Raw genomic sequence first — 23,196 nt, 5'->3', positions numbered from 1 at the left:
GGTGCCAGAAGACCAGCAGGACAAAGTCGTCGACTACTTGAGGCGGGTCACTTCCGATCTCCGCCGCGCACGGCAGCGCATCGGCGAACTGGAGCTCAAGAACAATGAGCCCATCGCCCTTGTCGGAATGAGCTGCCGGCTGCCCGGAGGCGTACGTTCCCCGGAAGCCCTCTGGGAACTCGTCGAGTCCGGTGGCGACGCCATATCGGTATTTCCCGCGGACCGCGGCTGGGATCTCGACCGGCTCACCGGGACCGGCGAAGGAAACAGCGCCACCCACGAGGGCGGCTTTCTCTACGAGGCGGCCGAATTCGACGCGGGCTTCTTCGGGATCTCGCCGCGCGAGGCGATCGCCATGGATCCCCAGCAGCGGCTGCTGCTCGAAGTGACCTGGGAGGCCCTGGAGCGGGCCGGGATCGCCCCGGGCTCGCTGCGCGGCAGCCAGGCCGGTGTGTTCGTGGGCGCCTACCACTGGGGAGCGCCCTCGGCCGCCGCGGCCGGTGAACTCCAGGGACACGCGCTGACCGGCACCGCCGCCAGCGTGCTGTCGGGACGGCTCGCCTACACCCTGGGGCTCGAAGGCCCCGCCCTCACGGTCGACACCGCCTGCTCGTCCTCGCTGGTCGCCCTGCACGTGGCGGCGCAGTCGCTGCGCAACGGCGAGTCCTCGCTCGCCGTCATCGGCGGCGTCACCGTACTCACCGAGCCCTCCGTCTTCGTGGAGTTCAGCAAGCAGGGCGGACTGGCCCCCGACGGACGGTGCAAGGCGTTCTCCGACGACGCGGACGGCACGGGCTGGGGCGAGGGCGTCGGCGTCCTCGTCGCGGAACGCCTCTCGGACGCCCGCCGCAACGGGCACCAGGTCCTCGCCGTGCTGCGCGGCTCCGCGGTCAATCAGGACGGCGCGTCCAACGGGCTCACCGCGCCCAACGGCCCTTCCCAGGAACGGGTGGTCCGTCAGGTCCTGGCGGCGGCCGGACTCTCCCCGTCCGACGTGGACGCGGTGGAGGCGCACGGTACGGGTACGAGGCTCGGTGATCCGATCGAGGCGCAGGCGCTGCTGGCCACGTACGGCCAGGACCGTGAGCCGGAGCGTCCGCTGTGGCTCGGCTCGCTCAAGTCGAACATCGGTCACACGCAGGCCGCCGCCGGAGTCGCGGGCGTCATCAAGATGGTGATGGCGCTGCGCAACGGCGTGCTGCCCAGAACACTGCACGCGGAGAACCCCTCGTCGCACGTCGACTGGTCCTCCGGCGCGGTACGGCTGCTCACGGAGGCCGTCCAGTGGCCGGAGACCGGACGGCCGCGCCGGTGCGCGGTGTCGTCGTTCGGTATCAGCGGCACCAACGCCCACGCACTGCTGGAGCAGGCCCCGGTCCCGGCGGAGGCGGAGGCGGCGGGAGACGGGGAAGACGCCCCGGCACCCTTCGCGGGCCCCGCCGTGCCCTGGGTCGTGTCCGGCCGCGGTGAGGCCGCCGTACGCGACCAGGCGAGCGCGCTCGTGGCCCGGCTGGAGAACGACCCGTCGGCGCGGCCCGCCGATGTCGGCCACTCCCTCCTCTCGTCGCGCTCGGTGTTCGAGAACCGCGCGGTCGTGGTCGGCGCGGACCGTGCCGGACTCCTCGACGGAGCACGGGCACTGGGCACCGGCCAGTCCTGGCCGGATCTCGTCTCGGGCCTGGCCGACGTCGAGGGCAGGACGGTGTTCGTCTTCCCGGGACAGGGCTCGCAGTGGGCCGGGATGGGCGCCGGACTCCTCGCGGAGTCACCGGTCTTCGCCCGGCGGATCGCCGAATGCGCGACCGCGCTGGGCGAGTTCGTGGACTGGTCACTGGAGGATGTGCTGCGCGGGGCGCCGGACGCCCCGTCGCTGGAGCGGGTCGATGTGGTGCAGCCCGCGTCCTTCGCCGTGATGGTCTCCCTCGCCGCCCTCTGGCGTTCGCACGGCGTGGAGCCCGCGGCGGTCGTGGGCCACTCGCAGGGCGAGATCGCGGCGGCCGTCGTCGCCGGAGCGCTCTCGCTGGAGGACGGCGCGCGGGTGGTCGCGCTGCGCAGCCAGGCGATCGGCCGCACCCTGGCCGGCCACGGCGGGATGATGTCCGTCCCGCTGCCCGCCGACGAGGTGGACAGCAGGCTGGAGGCCTGGCCCGGCCGGGTGTCGGTGGCCGCCGTCAACGGGCCGCGCTCGGTCGTCGTCTCCGGCGAACCGGACGCGCTGGACGAGCTGTCGGCCGAACTGACCGCCGAGGACGTACGGGTCCGCCGGGTCGCGGTGGACTACGCCTCGCACTCCGCGCGGGTCGAGGACCTGCGTGACGAACTCCTCGACGTCCTGGCGCCGGTGCGCCCCCGCGCCTCCGACGTCCCGTTCTTCTCCACGGTGACCGGCGACTGGCTGGACACCGAGCGGATGGACGCGGGGTACTGGTTCCGCAATCTGCGCCAGCGCGTGCGGTTCGCCGAAGCGGTCGGTGATCTGCTGGCCGACGAACACCGTGTGTTCATCGAGGTCAGCTCGCATCCCGTACTGACCATGTCGGTACAGGACATGACCGAGGCGTACGGCGAACCGGCCGTCGCCACCGGCACGCTGCGCCGCGACCGGGGCGGCCTCGCGCGCTTCCTGGTCTCCGCCGCCGAGGTGTTCGTACGCGGCGTCGAGGTCGACTGGGCCGGACTCTTCGCCGGTACGGACGTCCGCCGGATCGATCTGCCCACCTACGCCTTCCAGCACGAGCGGTTCTGGAACATCCCCGCCGTCCTCGACCGGGTCGACGCCATCGACCCGCTGGACGCCGAGTTTTGGGCGGCCGTGGAGCGGGAAGACGTGTCCGCGCTCACCACGGCACTGCGTACGGACGAGAACTCCGTGGCCGCCGTACTGCCCGCGCTCTCCTCCTGGCGCAGGTCCCGCAACGACCGCTCCACCGTCGACTCCTGGCGCTACCGCGTGACCTGGTCGCCGGTGGGCACCGTCCCGGCGCGCTCGCTGACCGGTGCATGGCTCGTCGTCTCCGCCGCGGGCACCGACGACAGCGAGACCGCCGGCCTGCTGGAGGGCGCCGGAGCCGAGGTGACCCGGCTGGTCCTGGACGATCCGTACACGGACCGCGCCGTGCTCGCCGAACGGCTGTCCGGTATCGGCCGGCCCGCCGGAATCAGCCAGTTCACCGGGATCGTCTCGACGCTCGCCGCCGCCGAGGAGCGCGGCGCGCGCCACCCCGGTCTCACCCTCGGCCTCGCGCTGACCGTCTCGCTCGTCCAGGCCCTGGGCGACGCCGGAATCGAGGCGCCGCTGTGGTTCCTCACCCGGGGCGCGGTCTCCACCGGCCGCTCCGACGCGCTCACGCACCCCGTACAGGCCCAGGTCGCCGGAGTCGGCTGGACCGCCGCGCTGGAACACCCCCGGCGGTGGGGCGGCGTCATCGACCTGCCGCCGGCCCTGGACCGGCGCACCGCCGGACACGTGGTCTCCGCCCTCGCGGGCGCGCTGGGCGACGAGGACCAGCTCGCCGTCCGCCCCTCCGGTGTCTTCACCCGCCGTATCGTCCGCGCCGGAGCCGGCGGACAGGGCCCCTCTCGTACCTGGACACCACGCGGCACGACACTGGTCACCGGCGGCTCGGGCACCCTCGCCCCCGGCCTCGCCCGCTGGCTCGCCGACCGGGGCGCGGACCATGTGGTGCTCGCCAGCCGCCGGGGCACGGACGCCCCGGGCGCCGCCGAACTGGTCGCGGAACTGGCCGCGTCGGGTACCGAAGCCGCCGCCGTCGCCTGTGATGTGACCGACCGCGACGCCGTCGCCGCGCTCCTCGCGGACCTCAAGGCGCGGGGCCGTACCGTACGCACGGTCATCCACACCGCCGCCGTCATCGAGCTGTACACCCTGGCCGAGACCACGATGGAGTCCTTCTCGGACGTCGTGCACGCCAAGGTCACCGGTGCCCAGCACCTGGACGAACTGCTCGACGACGACGAACTCGACGACTTCATCCTCTACTCGTCCACCGCCGGCATGTGGGGCAGCGGCCACCACGCGGCCTATGTCGCGGGCAACGCCTACCTCTCCGCGCTCGCCGTCAGCCGCCGCGCCCGCGGCCTGCGCACCACCTCGGTGCACTGGGGCAAGTGGCCCGACGACATCGAACGCGAGCTGGCCGACCCGCACCACATCCGCCGCAGCGGTCTCGCATACCTCGACCCGCGGCTGGCGCTGGACGGGCTCGGCACGGTCCTGGACGACGACGAGACCGTCATCGGGCTCACGGACATCGACTGGGACACGTACTACCCGGTCTTCACCGCGGGCCGGCCCACCCGCCTGTTCGACGAGGTGCCCGAGGTCGCCCGTCAGCTCACCCGCGCCGCCGAACAGACCGGCGGACGGCCGGAGACGAGCGATCTCGCGGCGCGGCTGCACGATCTGCCGGGCCCCGAGCAGGAGCGGCTGCTGCTCACCCTGGTCCGTACGGAAGCCGCCGCCGTCCTCGGCCACGCCTCCGCCGAGTCCTTCCCCGAGCGGCGCGCCTTCCGTGACATCGGCTTCGACTCCGTCACCGCCGTGGACCTGCGCAACCGCGTCGTCGCGGCCACCGGGCTGACCCTGCCGTCGACCATGGTCTTCGACTACCCGAACGCCGTCGCACTGGCGGGCTACCTGAAGTCCGCCGCCCTGGGCGGCGGCCAGGAGACGGCCGTGGCGGCGCGCACCACGCCCGCCGGGGCCGATACGGACGACGACCCGATCGCCATCATCGGCATGAGCTGCCGCTACCCCGGCGGCGCGGGCTCGCCCGAGGAGCTGATCCGGCTCGCCCTGGACGGCGCGGACGTGATCTCCGAGTTCCCCGCCGACCGCGGCTGGGACGCCCAGGGGCTCTACGACCCCGACCCCGACCGGCAGGGCAGGACCTACTCCACCCGGGGCGGGTTCCTGCACGAGGCCGCGGAGTTCGACCCCGGCTTCTTCGGCATCTCACCGCGCGAGGCCGTGTCCATGGACCCCCAGCAGCGCCTGCTGCTGGAGACCTCCTGGGAAGCCTTCGAGCGCGCCGGGATCGACCTGGACTCGCTGCGCGGCAGCGCCGCCGGCACCTTCATCGGCGCCAGCTACCAGGACTACTCGACCAGCGTGCAGAACGGCACCGAAGGCTCCGAAGTGCACATGGTCACCGGCACGGCGGCCAGTGTGCTGTCCGGCCGGATGTCCTACCTGTACGGGTTCGAGGGCCCGGCCGTCACCGTCGACACCGCCTGCTCGTCCTCGCTGGTCGCGATCCATCTGGCCTGCCAGTCGCTGCGCGGCGGCGAGAGTTCCCTCGCGCTGGCGGGCGGCGCGGCCGTCATGGCCACCCCGCACGCCTTCGTGGGCTTCAGCCGGCAGCGGGCGCTCGCGCTCGACGGCCGCTGCAAGCCGTTCTCCGAGGCCGCCGACGGCATGACCCTGGCGGAGGGCGTCGGTGTCGTCCTGCTGGAGCGGCTGTCGGACGCCCGGCGCAACGGCCACCGCGTCCTCGCGGTCGTACGCGGCTCGGCGATCAACCAGGACGGCGCGTCCAACGGGCTCACCGCCCCCAACGGCCCCTCCCAGCAGCGCGTCATCCGCCAGGCCCTCGCCAACGCGGGACTGACCGGCGCCGAGGTCGACGCGGTGGAGGCGCACGGCACGGGGACGAAGCTCGGTGATCCGATCGAGGCGCAGGCGCTGCTGGCCACGTACGGCCAGGACCGTGAGCCGGAGCGTCCGCTGTGGCTCGGCTCGCTCAAGTCGAACATCGGTCACACGCAGGCCGCCGCCGGAGTCGCGGGCGTCATCAAGATGGTGATGGCCATGCGCGCGGGCGTCCTCCCCGGAACGCTGCACGCCGACATCCCGTCGTCGCACGTCGACTGGTCCTCCGGCGCGGTGGAACTGCTGACCGGGCAGACCGTGTGGCCGGACGCCGGCCGGCCGCGCCGCGCGGGCGTGTCGTCCTTCGGGATCAGCGGCACCAACGCCCATCTGATCCTGGAGCAGGCGCCGGCGGCCGAGGCCGCGGCGGCCGACGGGGAAACGCCTGCGGACGGCGAGCCCGAGGACGAGCGCGTCGTGCCCTGGCTGGTCTCGGCCAAGTCCGAGGCGGCGCTGCGCGACCAGGCGGCCCGGCTGCTCGCCCTCGCCGACGCCGACCCCGGCCTCTCACCCACCCGCGTGGGCTGGTCCCTGGCGACCACCCGCTCCGCCTTCACCCACCGCGCGGTGCTGCTCGGCAGGACCCGCGGCGACTTCCTGCGCGCCCTCGAAGCGCTGGCCACCGGGCGCGGCGCGGCGGGCGTCGTCCACGGCACCGTCGCCGAGGCCCCGACAGGTCCCGTGTTCGTCTTCCCCGGCCAGGGCTCCCAGTGGTGGGGCATGGGCCGCGAACTGCTCGCGCGCTCCGCGGTGTTCCGGGAGACCGTGGACGCCTGCGCCGGCGCGCTCGCCCCGTACATCGACTGGTCGCTGCACGACGTACTGGCGGGAGAGGGGGACCCCGCGCTGCTCGAACGCGTGGATGTCGTCCAGCCCGCGCTGTTCTCGATGATGGTGGCGCTCACCGCGCTGTGGCGCTCGTACGGAGTGGAGCCCTCGGCGGTCGTCGGCCACTCACAGGGCGAGATCGCCGCCGCCCACGTGGCGGGCGCGCTGACCCTGGAGGACGCCGCCGCCGTCGTGGCCCTGCGCAGCCGGGCACTGCCCCGGCTCTCCGGCCTCGGCGGCATGATGTCGGTGGCCGCGCCCGTCGAGCGGGTGACCGCGCTGCTGGAACCGTGGGGCGAACAGCTCTCGGTCGCGGCCGTCAACGGCCCCTCCTCGGTCATCGTCTCCGGCGACGCCGGTCCACTGGACGAACTGCTCGCCGCCTGCGAACAAGAGGGCGTACGCGCCCGCAAGGTGTCCGTGGACTACGCCTCGCACGGCGCGCACGTCGAGGCCGTACGCGACGAACTCACCCGCGTACTCGCACCGGTCCGCTCCGAGGCCCCGCGCGTGCCGTTCTACTCGACCGTGACCGGTGCCCGGCTGACGGACGCCGCGTTCGACGGCGCGTACTGGTACACGAACCTGCGCAGGACCGTACGGATGGAGGAGGCGACCCGGGCGCTGCTGGCCGACGGGCACCGCGTCTTCATCGAGATGAGCCCGCACCCGGTGCTGGCCGCCCCCATCCAGGAGACCCAGGAGACCGTGGCGGAGGCCGTCGCCGACTCCGCGGTGGTGCTCGGCACCCTGCGCCGGGACGAGGGCGGCCTCAGGCGCTTCCTGGCCTCCCTCGCCGAGGCGCACACACATGGCACGGCGGTGGACTGGCGCGCGGCGTTCCCCGCCGGCGGTGCCGTCCCGGTCGAACTGCCCACGTACGCCTTCCAGCGCCGCCGGTACTGGCCGGAGCCCCGGCCCGTCGCCGGGACAGGCGCCGGTGGTGGCATCTCTGGCGGTGGTACGGACGCGGACACGGCGTTCTGGGCTCTCGTCGAGAGCGAGGACCTGGAGTCGCTGGCCGACGAACTCGGCGTCGGCGCCAACGGCGCACGCTCCTCGCTCGGTGACGTCCTGCCCACGCTGTCGGCGTGGCGCGCCATGTCACGTGAGCGCTCCACCGTCAACGCCTGGCGCTACCGCGTCGACTGGACCCGGCTGAACGAGCCGGGCGCCAACGCCACAGCCGGCCGCTGGCTCGCGGTGGTCCCGGCCGGCCACGCCGACGACGCCTGGATCTCCGCCACGCTGGCCGCGCTCGGCCCGGACACGGTCCTGTTCGAGGCGGAGGACGGGGCCGGGAACGGCACCGACGGCGCCGACCGCGCGGCCTGGGCCAAGCGGATCACGGAACTGACCGCCGACGGGACGGAGTTCACCGGCGTCCTGTCCCTGCTGGCACCCGTCGAGCAGCGCCTCCGGGACCACGTCTCCGTGCCCGTGGGGCTGGCCCTGACGCTCACCCTCGTCCAGGCACTGGGCGACGCGGGACTCCGCGCCCCGCTGTGGTGCGCCACCCGGGGCGCCGTATCGGTGGGCCGGGACGACCCGCTCACCCGTCCCGTACAGGGCGCCCTGTGGGGTCTCGGCCGGGTGGTCGCGCTGGAGCACCCGGACCGCTGGGGAGGTCTCGTCGACCTCCCCGAGACGCCGGACGCGCGGGCCGCGGCCCGGCTGACGGCCGTCCTGGCCGGCCTGGACGGCGAGGACCAGATCGCCATCCGCCAATCCGGGGTCCACGGCCGCCGCATGACCCACGCGGCGCCCGCCGCCGACACCCCCCGGCGCCGCTGGCGGGGCCGGGGTACGGCACTGATCACCGGCGGCACCGGCGGCATCGGCGGCCGGGTCGCCCGCTGGATGACCGAACGCGGCGCCGAGCACGTGGTGCTGACCAGCCGCCGCGGCGAGGACGCGCCCGGCGCGGCGGCGCTCCGCGCCGAACTGGAGGAACTGGGCGCCCGCGTCACCATCGCCGCCTGCGACGCCGCCGACCGCGACGCGCTGGCCGGCGTACTGGCCGCGATCCCCGACGAGTTCCCGCTCGCCTCCGTGTTCCACGCGGCGGGCGTGGCGGACGGCGACGCCACCGTCGAGTCGCTGACGCTGGACCAGCTGGACGCGCTGATGCGGTCCAAGCTGACCGCCGCCCTGCATCTGCACGACCTCACCCGCGGCCTCGACCTCGACGCCTTCGTCCTGTTCTCGTCGGGCGCCGCGACCTGGGGCAGCGGCGGCCAGCCCGGCTACGCGGCGGCCAACGCGTTCCTCGACGCCCTCGCGGAACACCGCAGGGCCGAGGGCCTGACCGCCGCGTCCGTCGCCTGGGGCACCTGGGCCGAGGTCGGCATGGCCACGGTCGACGAGGTCCACGAGCGGCTGCGCCGCCAGGGCGTCATGCCCATGGAACCGACGCTCGCCATCGCCGCGCTCCAACGGATGCTGGAGGACGACGACACGGCGCTCACCGTGACGCTGATGGACTGGGAGCGGTTCACGCCCAGCTTCACCGCGACCCGGCCCAGCCCGCTGCTCTCCGGGATCCCGGAGGCGGGCCGGGCACTGGCCTCCGGCGAACCGCCGGCCGGCGACGGCGCACCGGCCGCCCCGCCGCTCAGGCAGCGGCTCGACTCGCTGCCCACGGCCGAACGCGACCGCGCGCTGCTCGAAGCGGTACGCGCGGAGGCGTCCGCGACGCTCGGCCACGACGCCGCCGACGCCATCCCCGCCACCCGCGCCTTCCGCGACGTCGGATTCGACTCCGTGACCGCCGTGGAACTGCGCAACCGGCTGCGGACGGCCCTGGGCCTGCCGCTGCCCGCGGCCCTGGTCTTCGACCACCCGACCCCGGCCGCCCTCGCCCGGCACATCGGCTCGCTGCTCTTCGGAACCGCCCCCGGGCACGCCCACGAGAACCGCGCCGACGATCCCGACGCGGAGATCCGCGACGCCCTCGCCTCCGTTCCCATCAGCCGACTCCGTAAAGCGGGACTTCTGGACATGGTGCTCGAACTCGCCACCGCCGACGCCGCCGAGGCGACCGATCAGGCCGCCGACGGCGAGGACTCACTCGACGACATGGACGCCGAAAGCCTGTTGCGGCTCGCCACCGAGATGTAGCCCCTCCCGGCGACGTCCGCCCCGCCCCGCCGTGCCGGGCGGACGTCGCCGGTCGCGCGGTACGCGCGACATGTGCGGCCCCTGCGAACCGAAAGAGATCTGGAGAGTCCGATGAGCACGTCCACCAACAAGTACGTCGAGGCGCTGCGGTCCTCCCTGAAGGAGATCGAGCGGCTCCGTCAGCAGAACCAGCGGCTGGTGGCGGCTGCCGAGGAGCCCATCGCCGTCGTCGGGATCGGCTGCCGCTACCCCGGCGGAGTGACGTCTCCCGAGGACCTGTGGGAGCTGGTCACCGAAGGCCGCGACGTCATGGCCGGTTTCCCCGCCGACCGCGGCTGGGACCTGGAGCGCCTCGCCGGGGACGGCCCCGGCCGCAGCCTCGCCCAAGAGGGCGGGTTCCTCTACGACATGGCGGATTTCGACCCCGGGTTCTTCGGGATCTCCCCGCGCGAGGCCGTCGCCATGGACCCCCAGCAGCGGCTGCTGCTGGAAGTCGCCTGGGAGGCCCTGGAGCGCGCCGGGATCGACCCGGTCACGCTGCGCGGCAGCCGGGCGGGCGTGTTCGTCGGCACGGCCGGGCAGGACTACGCCACGGTCATCAAGGCGTCCGACGAGGACGCGGAGCTGTACTCGACCACCGGGCACGCGGCGAGCGTCATCTCCGGCCGGCTCTCCTACACCTTCGGCGCCGAGGGCCCCGCCGTCACCGTCGACACCGCCTGCTCCTCCTCACTGGTGGCGCTGCACTGGGCCGCGCAGTCCCTGCGCAACGGCGAGTGCTCCATGGCCCTCGCGGGCGGCGCCTCCGTGATGGCGACGCCCGGCCCCTTCGTCTCCTTCACCGCCCAGAGCGGCATGGCCGCCGACGGCCGCTGCAAGTCGTTCTCCCAGGACGCCGACGGCACCGGCTGGGGCGAGGGCGCCGCCGTCCTCGTACTGGAACGCCTCTCGGACGCCCAGCGGGCCGGGCACCCGGTCCTGGCCGTCCTGCGCGGCAGCGCGATCAACCAGGACGGCGCGTCCAACGGCCTGTCCGCGCCCCACGGCCCCTCGCAGCGGCGCGTCATCCGCGCCGCCCTGGAGAACGCCCGGCTGGCACCCGCCGACGTGGACATCGTCGAGGCGCACGGTACGGGGACGACACTCGGCGACCCGATCGAGGCACAGGCCCTGCTGGCCACCTACGGCCAGGACCGCGAACACCCGCTGCGGCTGGGATCGGTCAAGTCGAACATCGGGCACACCCAGGCGGCCTCCGGCGCCGCCGGTGTCATCAAGATGATCATGGCGATGCGGCACGGACTGATGCCCCGCAGCCTGCACGTGGGCGAGCCCTCCCACGACGTGGACTGGACCACCGGCTCCATCGAACTGCTCGACCGGCCGCTCGCCTGGCCCGAGACGGGCCGCGCCCGGCGCGCCGCCGTCTCCTCCTTCGGCGTCAGCGGCACCAACGCGCATGTGATCCTCGAACAGGCCCCGCCGGCCGCCGAGCACGTCCCCGCCGAGAACGCCTCCACCGAGCACGTCCCCGCCGAGAACGCCTCCATCGAGGACTCCGCGCTGCCCGGTGTCATCCCCTGGGCCCTCTCGGGCCGGACCGCCGCCGCCCTGGCCGACCAGCGCGCCCGGCTGCTCTCGTTCATCGAACGCGTCCCCGGGACCCGGCCCGCCGACATCGGCCACTCCCTCGCCGCGGGGCGCTCGGTCTTCGAGCACCGGTCCGTGCTGCTCGCCGACCCCGCCGGCACCACCGAACCCCTTACGGTGATCGCGGAAGGCGTCGCCGACGAGGGCGCGCTCGCCGTCCTCTTCTCCGGGCAGGGCTCCCAGCGCCTCGGCATGGGACGTGAACTCCACGCCCGATTCCCGGTGTTCGCCGAGGCGTTCGACGCCGTCGCCGACGTACTCGACACCCACCTCGACCGTCCGCTGCGCGACATCGTCTGGGGAACCGACCCCGGCCCGCTCGACGAGACCCGCTGGACGCAGCCCGCGCTCTTCGCCGTCGAGGTCGCGCTCTACCGCCTCGTCGTCTCGCTCGGCGTCACCCCCGACTTCGTCGGCGGGCACTCCATCGGTGAGATCGCGGCCGCGCATGTGGCGGGCGTCTTCTCGCTGGAGGACGCCTGCCGCCTCGTCGCCGCCCGCGCCTCGCTGATGGCGGCCCTGCCCGCCGGCGGCGTCATGGCCGCCGTACGGGCCACCGAGGACGAGGTCGCCCCGCTGCTCACCGGAGTCACCGAGCGGGTGTCGATCGCCGCCGTCAACGGACCCGCGTCCGTCGTCGTCGCCGGTGACGAGAGCGCCGTACAGGACATCGCCGCACACTTCGAGGCGCGGGACCGCAGGACCAGCAGGCTGCGCGTCTCGCACGCCTTCCACTCGCCGCTGATGGAACCGATGCTGACGGAATTCCGCGCCGTCGCGGAGAGCCTGACGTACGAGGAACCCGCCATCCCCGTCGTGTCGAACGTGACCGGCCGGATCGCCGAGGTCGCGGAGCTCTGCTCCGCCGCCTACTGGGTACGGCACGTACGCGAGGCCGTACGGTTCGCCGACGGCGTCCGCACCCTCACCGGACGCGGCGTCACCACCCTGCTCGAACTGGGCCCCGACGGCGTGCTCTCCGCCATGGCCCAGGACTCGCTCACGGAGCGGGAGGTGATGGTGCCGCTGCTGCGCAAGGACCGCCCGGAGGAACTTGCCGCCGTCACCGCCCTCGCACGGATCCACGTCCGGGGCGCCACCGTGCGCTGGTCCGGCCTCTACGAAGGCTCCGGCGCCCGCCGCGTCGACCTGCCCACCTACCCGTTCCAGCGCCGGCGCTTCTGGCCCGCCGTCACCCTCGACACGGCCGGCGACATGCGCGCCGCCGGACTCGGCTCCGCCGGACACCCGCTGCTCGGCGCGGCCGTCGAACTGGCCGACGGCGAGGGCGCGCTGTTCACCAGCCGGCTGTCCACGCGGTCCCACCCCTGGCTCGCCGACCACGGCGTGCGCGGTCGCGCCCTGCTGCCCGGAACGGCCTTCGTCGAACTGGCCATCCGCGCCGGTGACGAGGTCGACTGCGGCCGTGTCGAGGAACTGGCCCTCGCCGCACCCCTCGCACTCCCCGAGCACGGCGCCGTACAGCTCCAGGTGCGCGTCGGAGCGGCCGACGCCGCCGGACGACGCCCGCTGGGCATCTACTCGCGCGTCGAGGACGGCTTCGACCTCCCCTGGTCGCAGCACGCCACCGGTGCCGTCGCCCCCGGCACGGGCGCCCCCGACCCCGGCTTCGACGCCACCGTATGGCCGCCCGCCGGCGCGGAACCCGTCGACCTCGACGGCTGCTACGAACGGCTCGCCGGACTCGGCTTCGACTACGGCCCCGTCTTCCAGGGCCTGCGCGCCGCCTGGCGGCGCGGCGACGAGGTGTACGCCGACGTCACCCTCCCGGAGGACGCGGGCACCGACGCGAGCGCCTTCGGCCTCCACCCGGCACTGCTCGACGCCGCCCAGCACGCGGCGGCCTTCACCGACCTCGGCGCCATCAGCCGGGGCGGCCTCCCGTTCGCCTGGGAGGGCGTGTCACTCATCGCCTCCGGTGCCACGGCGGTACGCGCCCGGCTGTCCCCGGCGGGCGACGACACCGTCTCCATCGCGGTCTACGACGCGGCGGGCGGCCCGGTGCTCTCCGTGGACTCCCTCGTCTCCCGTACCGTCCCCACCGAGAGCCTCGACGGCACCGGCGTGGTGCACCGCGACTCCCTGTTCCGCGTGGAGTGGACCGCGGTGAAGGGCCCGGTCCCGGCCGGACCCGGCGCGGTGGCGGTGATCGGCGCCGACCCGCTCGGAATGGCCGACGCGCTGCGTGCGGCAGGCACCACGGTGACGGCCCATCAGGACCTCACCGCGCTCGCGGCCACGGACGGACCGGTTCCCGGCATGGTCCTGATCGCCGCCTCCGGCGCACCCGACGGCCGGGGCGCCGGCAAGCGCGACGGTGAGGACGCGGGTGTCGGTGAGGACGCGGGTGTCGTAGCGGCGACCCACGCCCTCGGCGCCCGCGTCCTCGGAGACGTACAACGCTGGCTGGACGAGGACCGGTTCGCCGACGCGCGCCTGGTGTTCGTCACCCACGGCGCGCTGACGGGCCACGACCTCGCCGCCGCCTCGGTCCACGGCCTCGTACGGACCGCCAGGACCGAGAACCCGGGACGCTTCGGCCTGCTGGACCTGGGACGTCCGTCGCACGCCCCGGACACCGGCGCGGCCCCGCTCCCCCCGGAGGCCGGGCCGGCCGTCCTGCCCTCCGCCCTCGCGGTCGCGGCCGACGAGCCCGACCTCGCGGTACGGGACGGAGAACTGCTCGCCGCCCGCCTGACCCGCGTCCCCGTCCCCGCCCCGGGGGAGCGGGCCGCCTGGGATCCCGAGGGCACCGTCCTCATCACCGGCGGTACCGGCGGACTCGGCGGCGTCCTCGCCCGGCACCTGGTCGCCGAGCGCGGCGTACGGCACCTGCTGCTCGTCAGCCGCCGCGGCCCCGCCGCCGACGGCGCCGAGACGCTCAAGGCCGAACTCACCGCACAGGGCGCCCACGTGACCATCGCCGGCTGCGATGTCACCGACCGGACCGCCCTCGCGGAACTGCTGGCGGCCGTCCCCGCCGCACACCCGCTCACCGCCGTCGTCCACACCGCCGGTGTCGTCGATGACGGTGTGATCGGCTCACTGACCCCGGCGCGGCTCGACAGCGTGCTGCGCCCCAAGGCCGACGCGGCCTGGAACCTCCACGAACTGACCAGTGGACTCGACCTGGCCGCGTTCGTGCTCTTCTCCTCCGTCGCCGCCACCCTCGGCAGCCCAGGCCAGGCCAACTACGCGGCCGGGAACGCCTTCCTGGACGCGCTCGCCACCCACCGGCGCGCCGGCGGACTGCCCGGCCTCGCCCTCGCCTGGGGCCCCTGGACCCAGAGCGTCGGCATGACCAGGACACTCACCGACATCGACGTGGAGCGCATCGCGCGCTCCGGCATGCCACCGCTCACCGTCGACCAGGGCGTGGCGCTCTTCGACGCCGCCCTCGCCACCGGCATGCCGGCCGTCGCCCCCGTACGCCTCGACCTGCCCGTCCTCCGTACCCAGGGCGAGATCCCGCCCCTGCTGCGCGGCCTCATCCGCACCCCCGGCCGGCGCACCGCCGCACAGGTCTCGGAGACGGCGGGCGGCCTCGCCCAGCGGCTCACCGGACTGAACGCCGCCGAACGCCGCGAGCTCCTCCTCGACCTCGTACGCGGCCAGGTCGCGCAGGTGCTCGGCCACGCCGACGCCGCGGAGGTGGAGGCGTCCCGCCAGTTCCAGGACCTCGGCTTCGACTCCCTTACGGCGGTCGAACTGCGCAACGGCCTCAACACCGTGACCGGCCTGCGGCTGCCCGCGACCATGGTCTTCGACTACCCGACCCCGAGCGCCCTCGCCGACCACATGCGCGACGAACTGCTCGGCACCGGGGCCGAAGCACCGGCCGCGCCCGTGGCCGCGCCGCCGCCGGTCACCGACGACCCCATCGCGATCGTCGGCATGGCCTGCCGCTACCCGGGCGGGGTGACCTCGCCCGAGGACCTCTGGCGGCTCGTCACGGAGGACGGCGACGCCATCTCCGGCTTCCCCACCAACCGCGGCTGGGACCTCGACGGTCTCTACGACCCGGACCCCGACCACCCCGGCAGGACCCATGTCCGCGAGGGCGGATTCCTGCACACGGCGGGCGAGTTCGACCCGGACTTCTTCGGGATGTCACCGCGCGAGGCGATGGCCACCGACTCCCAGCAGCGCCTGCTGCTCGAACTCTCCTGGGAGGCCGTCGAGCGCGCCGGTATCGACCCCGTCTCGCTGCGCGACAGCCGGACCGGCGTCTTCGCCGGTGTCATGTACAACGACTACGGGCCGCTGCTCACGGGCGAGGAGTACGAAGCCTTCCGCGGCAACGGCAGCGCGCCGAGTGTGGCCTCCGGCCGTGTCTCGTACACGCTGGGGCTCGAAGGCCCGGCGGTGACCGTGGACACCGCGTGCTCCTCCTCCCTGGTCGGCATGCATCTGGCCGCGCAGGCCCTGCGGAGCGGTGAATGCTCGCTGGCACTGGCCGGCGGTGTCACCGTCATGTCCACCCCGAGCACCTTCGTCGAGTTCTCCCGGGCACGCGGTCTGGCCCCCGACGGCCGGTCCAAGGCGTTCTCCGAGTCGGCCGACGGCGTCGCCTGGTCGGAGGGCGTCGGCATGCTGGTGCTGGAGCGGCTGTCCGACGCGCGGCGCAACGGCCACCAGGTGCTCGCCCTGCTGCGCGGCAGCGCGATCAACCAGGACGGTGCGTCGAACGGGCTGACGGCGCCGAACGGTCCGTCGCAGCAGCGCGTGATCCGTCAGGCGCTGGCCAGTGGCGGACTCGCGGCCGACGACGTCGATGTGGTGGAGGCGCACGGTACGGGGACGACGCTCGGCGACCCGATCGAGGCGCAGGCACTCCTCGCGACGTACGGGCGCGATCGCGACCCCGAGCGTCCGCTGCTGCTGGGCTCGGTGAAGTCGAACATCGGTCACACGCAGGCCGCGGCCGGTGTCGCCGGAGTGATCAAGATGGTGATGGCGATGCGGCACGGGGTGCTGCCGCGGACGCTCCATGTGACCGAGCCGTCGTCGCATGTCGACTGGTCGGCGGGTGCCGTGGAGTTGCTGACGGAGCCGGTGGAGTGGCCGGAGGCCGGCCGCGCGCGGCGGGCGGCTGTCTCGTCGTTCGGTATCAGCGGGACGAACGCCCACGTCATCCTGGAACAGCCGCCCGCCGTCATCCGGGGAACGGTCCTCGCCGGGTCCGGCGCCCCGGCCGAGGTCCCGGGTGTGGAGCCGGGCGTGGTGCCGTGGGTGCTCTCGGGCAGGACCCCACAGGCGCTGGCGGATCAGGCGAGGCGGCTGCTGCCCCTCGTCGGGACGGGCCCGGGAGCGCGTCCGGTGGACGTCGGCTTCTCGCTGGTGACGGGCCGTTCGGTGTTCGAGCACCGCGCGGTCGTACTGGCCGGCGACCCCGCCGACACGGAGCGCGCGCTGACGGCACTGGCGGCCGGCGAACCGGACGCGGCCGCTGTGGCGGGCGTGGTGACAGCCGGTAAGCGTGCCTTCCTCTTCTCCGGTCAGGGCAGTCAGCGGCTGGGGATGGGCCGCGAGCTGTACGGGCGGTTCCCGGTGTTCGCGGAGGCGCTGGATTCCGTACTCGCGATGCTGGATGCCGAGTTGGGGAGGTCTCTGCGTGAGGTGATGTGGGGCGAGGACGCTGATCTGCTGAATGACACCGCGTTCACTCAGCCGGCGTTGTTCGCGGTGGAGGTGGCGCTGTTCCGGCTGGTGGAGTCGTGGGGTGTGGTCCCGGACTTCGTGGCGGGGCATTCGATCGGTGAGGTCGCGGCGGCGCATGTGGCGGGGGTGTTCTCGTTGGAGGACGCCTGCGCGTTGGTGGTCGCCAGGGCGCGGCTGATGGGGGCGCTGCCGTCCGGTGGTGCGATGGTCGCGGTCCGGGCGACGGAGGACGAGGTCCTTCCGCTGCTGTTCGAGCGTCAGGACCAGGTGTCGGTCGCCGCCGTCAACGGCCCCTCTTCCGTGGTGATTTCGGGCACGGAGGACTCCGTGCTGGAGGTCGCGGCACGCCTGGGGGAGCAGGGCCGCAAGACGAGCAGGCTCCGGGTCTCGCACGCGTTCCACTCACCATTGATGGACCCGATGCTGGACGAGTTCCGCGCGGTGGCGGAGGGCCTGTCGTTCGAGGCGCCGCGTATCGGAGTGGTGTCGAATCTGACCGGTGCTCCGGCGTCGGCCGAGGAGCTGTGCTCGGCCGGGTACTGGGTGCGGCATGTCCGCGAGGCGGTCCGGTTCGCGGATGGTGTGCGGACGCTCGGCGAGCAGGGTGTGACCGCCTTCCTGGAGCTGGGTCCTGACGGTGTGCTGTCGGCCATGGCCCAGGAGTCCGTACCGGACGGGGCCGTGACCGTACCCCTGCTCCGCAAGGACCGGGCGGGCGAGTCCGCCGTGCTCACCGCCCTGGCGCGACTGTACGTACGGGGCGTTCCCGTGGACTGGTCGGCCGTGTTCGCCGGAACCGGCGCGTCGCGGGTGGATGTGCCCACGTACCCCTTCCAGCATCAGTGGATCTGGCCGGCCGGCTCACAGGCCGGCGCCGCCGGTGATGTGCGGGCCGCCGGACTCGGCTCCGCCGGGCACCCGTTGCTGGGCGCGGCGGTCGAACTCGCCGAGGGCGAAGGCGCGTTGTTCACCGCGCGGCTGTCCGTCCAGTCACACCCCTGGCTCGCCGATCACGCGGTGATGGGCCGCATCCTGCTGCCGGGCACCGCCCTGCTGGAACTGGCGTTCCGCGCCGGTGACGAGGTCGGCTGCGACCGGGTCGAGGAGCTGACGCTCGCGGCGCCGCTGGTGCTGCCGGAGGGCGGCGCGGTCCAGGTGCAGGTGCGTGTCGGGGTCGCGGACGACGCGGACCGGCGCTCCCTCACGGTGCACTCCCGGCTCGACGGCGCCGACGAGCGGTCGTGGACACAGCACGCCATGGGGGTGCTGACAGTCGGAGGCCGGACCCCGGCCGACGGCTTCGACGCGACGGTATGGCCGCCTGAGGGCGCCGAGGCGCTGGAAGCGGCGGGCTGCTACGAGCGGTTCGCCGAGCTGGGGTTCGCGTACGGCCCGGTGTTCCGGGGCCTGCGCGCGGCCTGGCGGCGTGACGGCGAGATCTTCGCCGAGGTGAGCCTTCCGGAGAGCGCGGAGGGTGACGCGGCCGCGTTCGGTCTGCACCCCGCGCTGCTCGACTCCGCGCTGCACGCCTCGCTCCTCGCGGGCGACGGCGAGGAGGGCGACGGAGGACTGCCGTTCTCGTGGGAGGGCGCGTCGCTCCACGCCACGGGTGCCTCCGCGCTACGGGTGCGCATCGCCCCGGCCGCGGGCCGGGACGCGGTGTCGATCGCGGCCGCCGACCTGTCAGGAGAGCTGGTCGCCTCGGTCGATTCACTGCTCGTACGCGCCGTGTCGCGCGAGGAGTTGAGCGAGGACGCGGCGCTGGCCAGGGACGCGCTGTTCGGCCTCGACTGGGTGCCGGTGCCGGCGGCGTCCGGTACGGATGTGCCCGAGGCCGTCGCGCTGGTGGGGCCCGACGCGCTCGGGCTCGCCGACGGACTGGCGGACTCCGGGACGCGCGTCGAGACCCACGCGGATCTGGCGTCGCTGGCGGCGGGGGAGTCCCCGGTGCCGGACGTCGTGCTCGTCGCCGTGTCCGGGGACCGGAACGGGGACGCGGGCGCGGACCGGAGCGGGGACCCGCGCGGGGTGGCGGAGTCCGCCCACGCGCTGACCACGGGCGTACTGGCGCTCGCGCAGGACTGGCTGGCCGAGGAACGGTTCGCCGGCTCGCGGCTGGTGTTCGTCACCAGGGGCGCCATGGCGGCCGGTGACGAGGAGGCCGGCGATGTCGCGGCGGCCTCGGTATGGGGACTGGTGCGCTCCGCGCAGACGGAGAACCCCGGCTGCTTCGGCCTGGTGGACCTCGGCAGCACGGACGACGGCGCCACGCCGCTCGCCCGGTCCCTGACCACGGACGAGCCCCAGGTGGCGATCCGCGACGGCGCGATCCTGGCGGGCCGGCTCGCACGGCTGGCGTCGGGCACCGGTCTTGTACCGCCGGCCGGGGTGCCCTGGCGGCTCGACAGCGCGACCCAGGGAAGCCTCGACGGGCTGACCCTGGCCCCGTTCCCCGAGGTCCTCGAACCGCTGACCGGCAGCGGCGTACGTATCGACGTACGGGCCGCCGGGGTCAACTTCCGCGATGTCCTCAAGGCCCTCGACATGTACCCGGGCGACGCCGGACGCATGGGGCGCGAGGCCGCGGGCGTGGTGACCGAAGTGGGTCCCGAGGTGACCGGGCTGCGGCCCGGCGACCCGGTCACCGGCCTGGTGTCCGGCGGCTTCGGCTCGCTGGTGGTCGGCGACGCGCGGCTCCTCACCCGGCTGCCCGACGGCTGGTCGTGGGAGACGGCGGCGTCGATGCCACTCGTGTTCCTGACCGCGTACTACGCGCTGGTGGAGCTGGGCGGTTTGCGGCGCGGCGAGAAGGTGCTGATCCATGCCGGTGCGGGTGGTGTGGGTATGGCGGCGATCCAGGTGGCGAGGCATCTGGGTGCCGAGGTGTTCGCGACGGCGAGCGAGGGCAAGTGGGATGTCCTGCGGTCGCTGGGTGTGGCCGAGGATCACCTCGCCTCGTCGCGTACGACGGACTTCGAGGCGGCGTTCGCCGGGGTCACGGGCGGCCGGGGTGTCGATGTCGTGCTGAACTCGCTGGCCGGTGAGTTCGTGGACGCGTCGCTGCGGCTGACCGGTCCCGGCGGCCGGTTCCTGGAGATGGGCAAGACCGACATCCGGGAGGCCGACGAACTGCCGGACGGCGTGGACTACCAGGCATTCGACCTGGGTTGGGTGGAACCGGACGGCATCCAGCGGATGCTGGTCGCCGTCATGGAACTGTTCGAACGCGGCGTGCTGGAGCCGTTGCCGGTGCGGTCGTGGGACGTACGCCGGGCGCGCGACGCGTTCCGCTTCATGAGCATGGCCAGGCATGTCGGCAAGATCGTGCTGACCATGCCGCCCGTATGGAATCCCGAGGGCACGGTCCTGATCACCGGTGGTACGGGCGGTCTGGGCGGTGTGCTGGCCCGCCATCTGGTGGCCGAGCGCGGCGTACGGCACCTGGTGCTCACCAGCAGGCGCGGGCTCTCCGCCGAGGGAGCCACGGAACTCGTCGCCGAACTGACGGCACAGGGCGCCGCGGTGTCCGTGGAGGCTTGTGACGTCGCGGACCGCGACGCCCTGGCGGGCCTGCTGGGCGCGGTCCCGGCCGAGCATCCACTGACGGCGGTCGTCCATACGGCGGGTGTGCTGGACGACGGCATCATCGGTTCACTGACCCCCGAACGCCTGGCCCGCGTGCTGCGTCCGAAGATCGACGCGGCCTGGCATCTGCATGAGCTGACCCGCGGTCTCGACCTGGCCGCGTTCGTGGTCTTCTCCTCCGTCTCCGGTGTGATCGGCGGCGCGGGACAGGCCAACTACGCGGCGGGCAACGCTTTCCTGGACGCACTCGCCGCACACCGGCAGGCCACGGGCCTGCCGGGGGTCTCGCTGGCGTGGGGCGCCTGGAACCAGGGCGCGGGCATGACGAGCGGCCTCGGCGAAGCCGATCTGCGCCGGGCCGCCGAAGCCGGTATGCCCCTGCTCTCGGTCGACCAGGGCGTGTCGCTGTTCGACGCCGCGCTGGCCACCGGCCAGGCCGCGGTGGCACCCGTACGGCTGGACCTGGCGGTGCTGCGTACGCGGGGAACCGTCCCGCCGCTGCTGCGCGGGCTGGTCCGTACGACCGGCCGGCGTACGGCGGTCGCGGGACCCGGAGCGGGCACCGACGCCGGGCTCGCCGAGCGTCTCGGCAGGCTGGAGCGCGCCGAACGCCACGAAACGCTGCTCACGCTCGTACGCGGCCAGGCGGCGCTGGTGCTCGGCCACGCGAGCGGCGACGGGGTCGACCCGGCGCGGGCCTTCCGTGACCTGGGCTTCGACTCGCTGACGGCGGTGGAGCTGCGCAACCGGCTCAACACCGCGACCGGACTGCGGCTGCCCGCCACGATGGTCTTCGACTACCCGACGGTCGAGGCGCTCGCCGAGCACCTGCTCGACGAACTGGTCGGTCCCGAAGCGGACATGGACACGGAGACGGCGGCGCCGGCACTCTCCCGTGCCCTGCTCGACGACGATCCGGTCGTGGTCGTCGGCATGAGCTGCCGCTTCCCCGGCGGCATCGGATCGCCGGAGGATCTGTGGCGGGTGGTCACCGAGGGCGCCGAGGTGGTCTCCGACTTCCCGACGAACCGCGGCTGGGACGTCGACGCGCTCTACAACCCCGACCCGGAACACATGGGCACCTCGTACACGCGGCAGGGCGGATTCCTGCACGACGCGGGCGAGTTCGACCCCGGCTTCTTCGGGATGTCACCGCGTGAGGCGATGGCGACGGACTCGCAGCAGCGGCTGCTGCTGGAAACGTCGTGGGAGGCGATCGAGCGGGCGGGTATCGACCCGGTGTCACTGCGCGACAGCCAGACCGGTGTGTTCGCGGGTGTGATGTACGGCGGCTACAACACCGCTCTGAGCGGCAAGGAGTTCGAGGGCTTCCAGGGCCAGGGCAGCGCGCTGAGCGTGGCCTCGGGCCGGGTCTCGTACACCTTCGGTTTGGAGGGGCCGGCCGTCACGGTGGACACGGCCTGCTCGTCGTCGCTGGTGGCGATGCATCTGGCCGCGCAGGCGCTGCGGAGCGGTGAGTGCTCGCTGGCGCTGGCCGGCGGTGTGACCGTGATGTCGATCCCCGACACCTTCGTGGAGTTCTCCCGGCAGCGGGGCCTGGCCCCCGACGGCCGGTCGAAGCCGTTCTCCGAGTCGGCCGACGGCGTCGGCTGGTCCGAGGGCATCGGCATGCTCCTGCTGGAGCGGCAGTCGGACGCGCGGCGCAACGGCCACGAGATCCTCGCCGTGATCCGGGGCTCGGCCGTCAACCAGGACGGTGCGTCGAACGGGCTGACGGCGCCGAACGGTCCGTCGCAGCAGCGCGTGATCCGTCAGGCGCTGGCCAGTGGCGGACTGTCGCCCGCCGAGGTGGACGCGGTGGAGGCGCACGGTACGGGGACGACGCTCGGCGACCCGATCGAGGCCCAGGCGCTGCTGGCGACGTACGGGCGCGATCGCGACCCGGAGCGTCCGCTGCTGCTGGGCTCGGTGAAGTCGAACCTGGGACACACACAGGCCGCCGCGGGCGCCGCCGGTGTGATCAAGATGATCATGGCGATGCGGCATGGAATGCTGCCGCGGACGCTGAACGTGACCGAGCCGTCGTCGCATGTCGACTGGTCGGCGGGCGCGGTGGAGTTGCTGACGGAGCCGGTGGAGTGGCCGGAGGGTGGTAGCCCGCGTCGGGCGGGTGTCTCGTCGTTCGGTATCAGCGGGACGAACGCCCATGTGATTCTGGAACAGCCGGCCACGGTGCTCCAGGGAACGGTGCTCGCCGGGTCCGACGTCCCGGATGAGGTCCTGGGTGAGGTCCCGGGTGTGGAGCCGGGGGTGGAGCCGGGGGTGGTGCCGTGGGTGCTCTCCGGCAAGACGCCGGAGGCGCTGCGCGGGCAGGCGGGGCGACTGCTCTCCTACATCCAGGCACGGCCCGAACTGCGGCCGGTCGACATCGGGTTCTCGCTGGCGACGGGCCGGTCGGTGTTCGACCACCGAGCGGTGGTCTCGGCCGGCGGGCGCGCGGAGACGGTGCGCGCGCTGGCGGGCCTCGCGGTCGGCGAGCCGGACGCCTTGGCGGTGTCGGGTTCGGTGGTTGGTGGGAAGACGGCGGTGCTGTTCTCGGGGCAGGGCAGTCAGCGGTTGGGGATGGGCCGTGAGTTGTACGGGCGGTTCCCGGTGTTCGCGGAGGCGCTGGATTCTGTACTCGCCGTGCTGGATGCCGA

General features: G+C 73.7%; 2 protein-coding genes. Both read left to right on the top strand.

All coding sequences use genetic code 11. The features are described from left to right. The first annotated feature begins 1 nt into the window (after window position 1). Window positions 2-9,619 (top strand): type I polyketide synthase, encoded by a 9,618-nt coding sequence (locus CU044_RS06565; protein ID WP_129767493.1) that lies wholly within the window; start codon window positions 2-4, stop codon window positions 9,617-9,619. 111 nt (window positions 9,620-9,730) lie between these two features. Next, window positions 9,731-23,196 (top strand): type I polyketide synthase (locus tag CU044_RS06560; RefSeq protein WP_129767492.1); only part of this gene is annotated, 13,466 nt, incomplete at its 3' end.

The organism is Streptomyces sp. L-9-10 (assembly GCF_004151105.1).
GTDB lineage: Bacteria > Actinomycetota > Actinomycetes > Streptomycetales > Streptomycetaceae > Streptomyces.
Note: the sequence above shows the minus strand (reverse complement) of the source record. Positions and strands in the feature narration are given on the sequence as shown.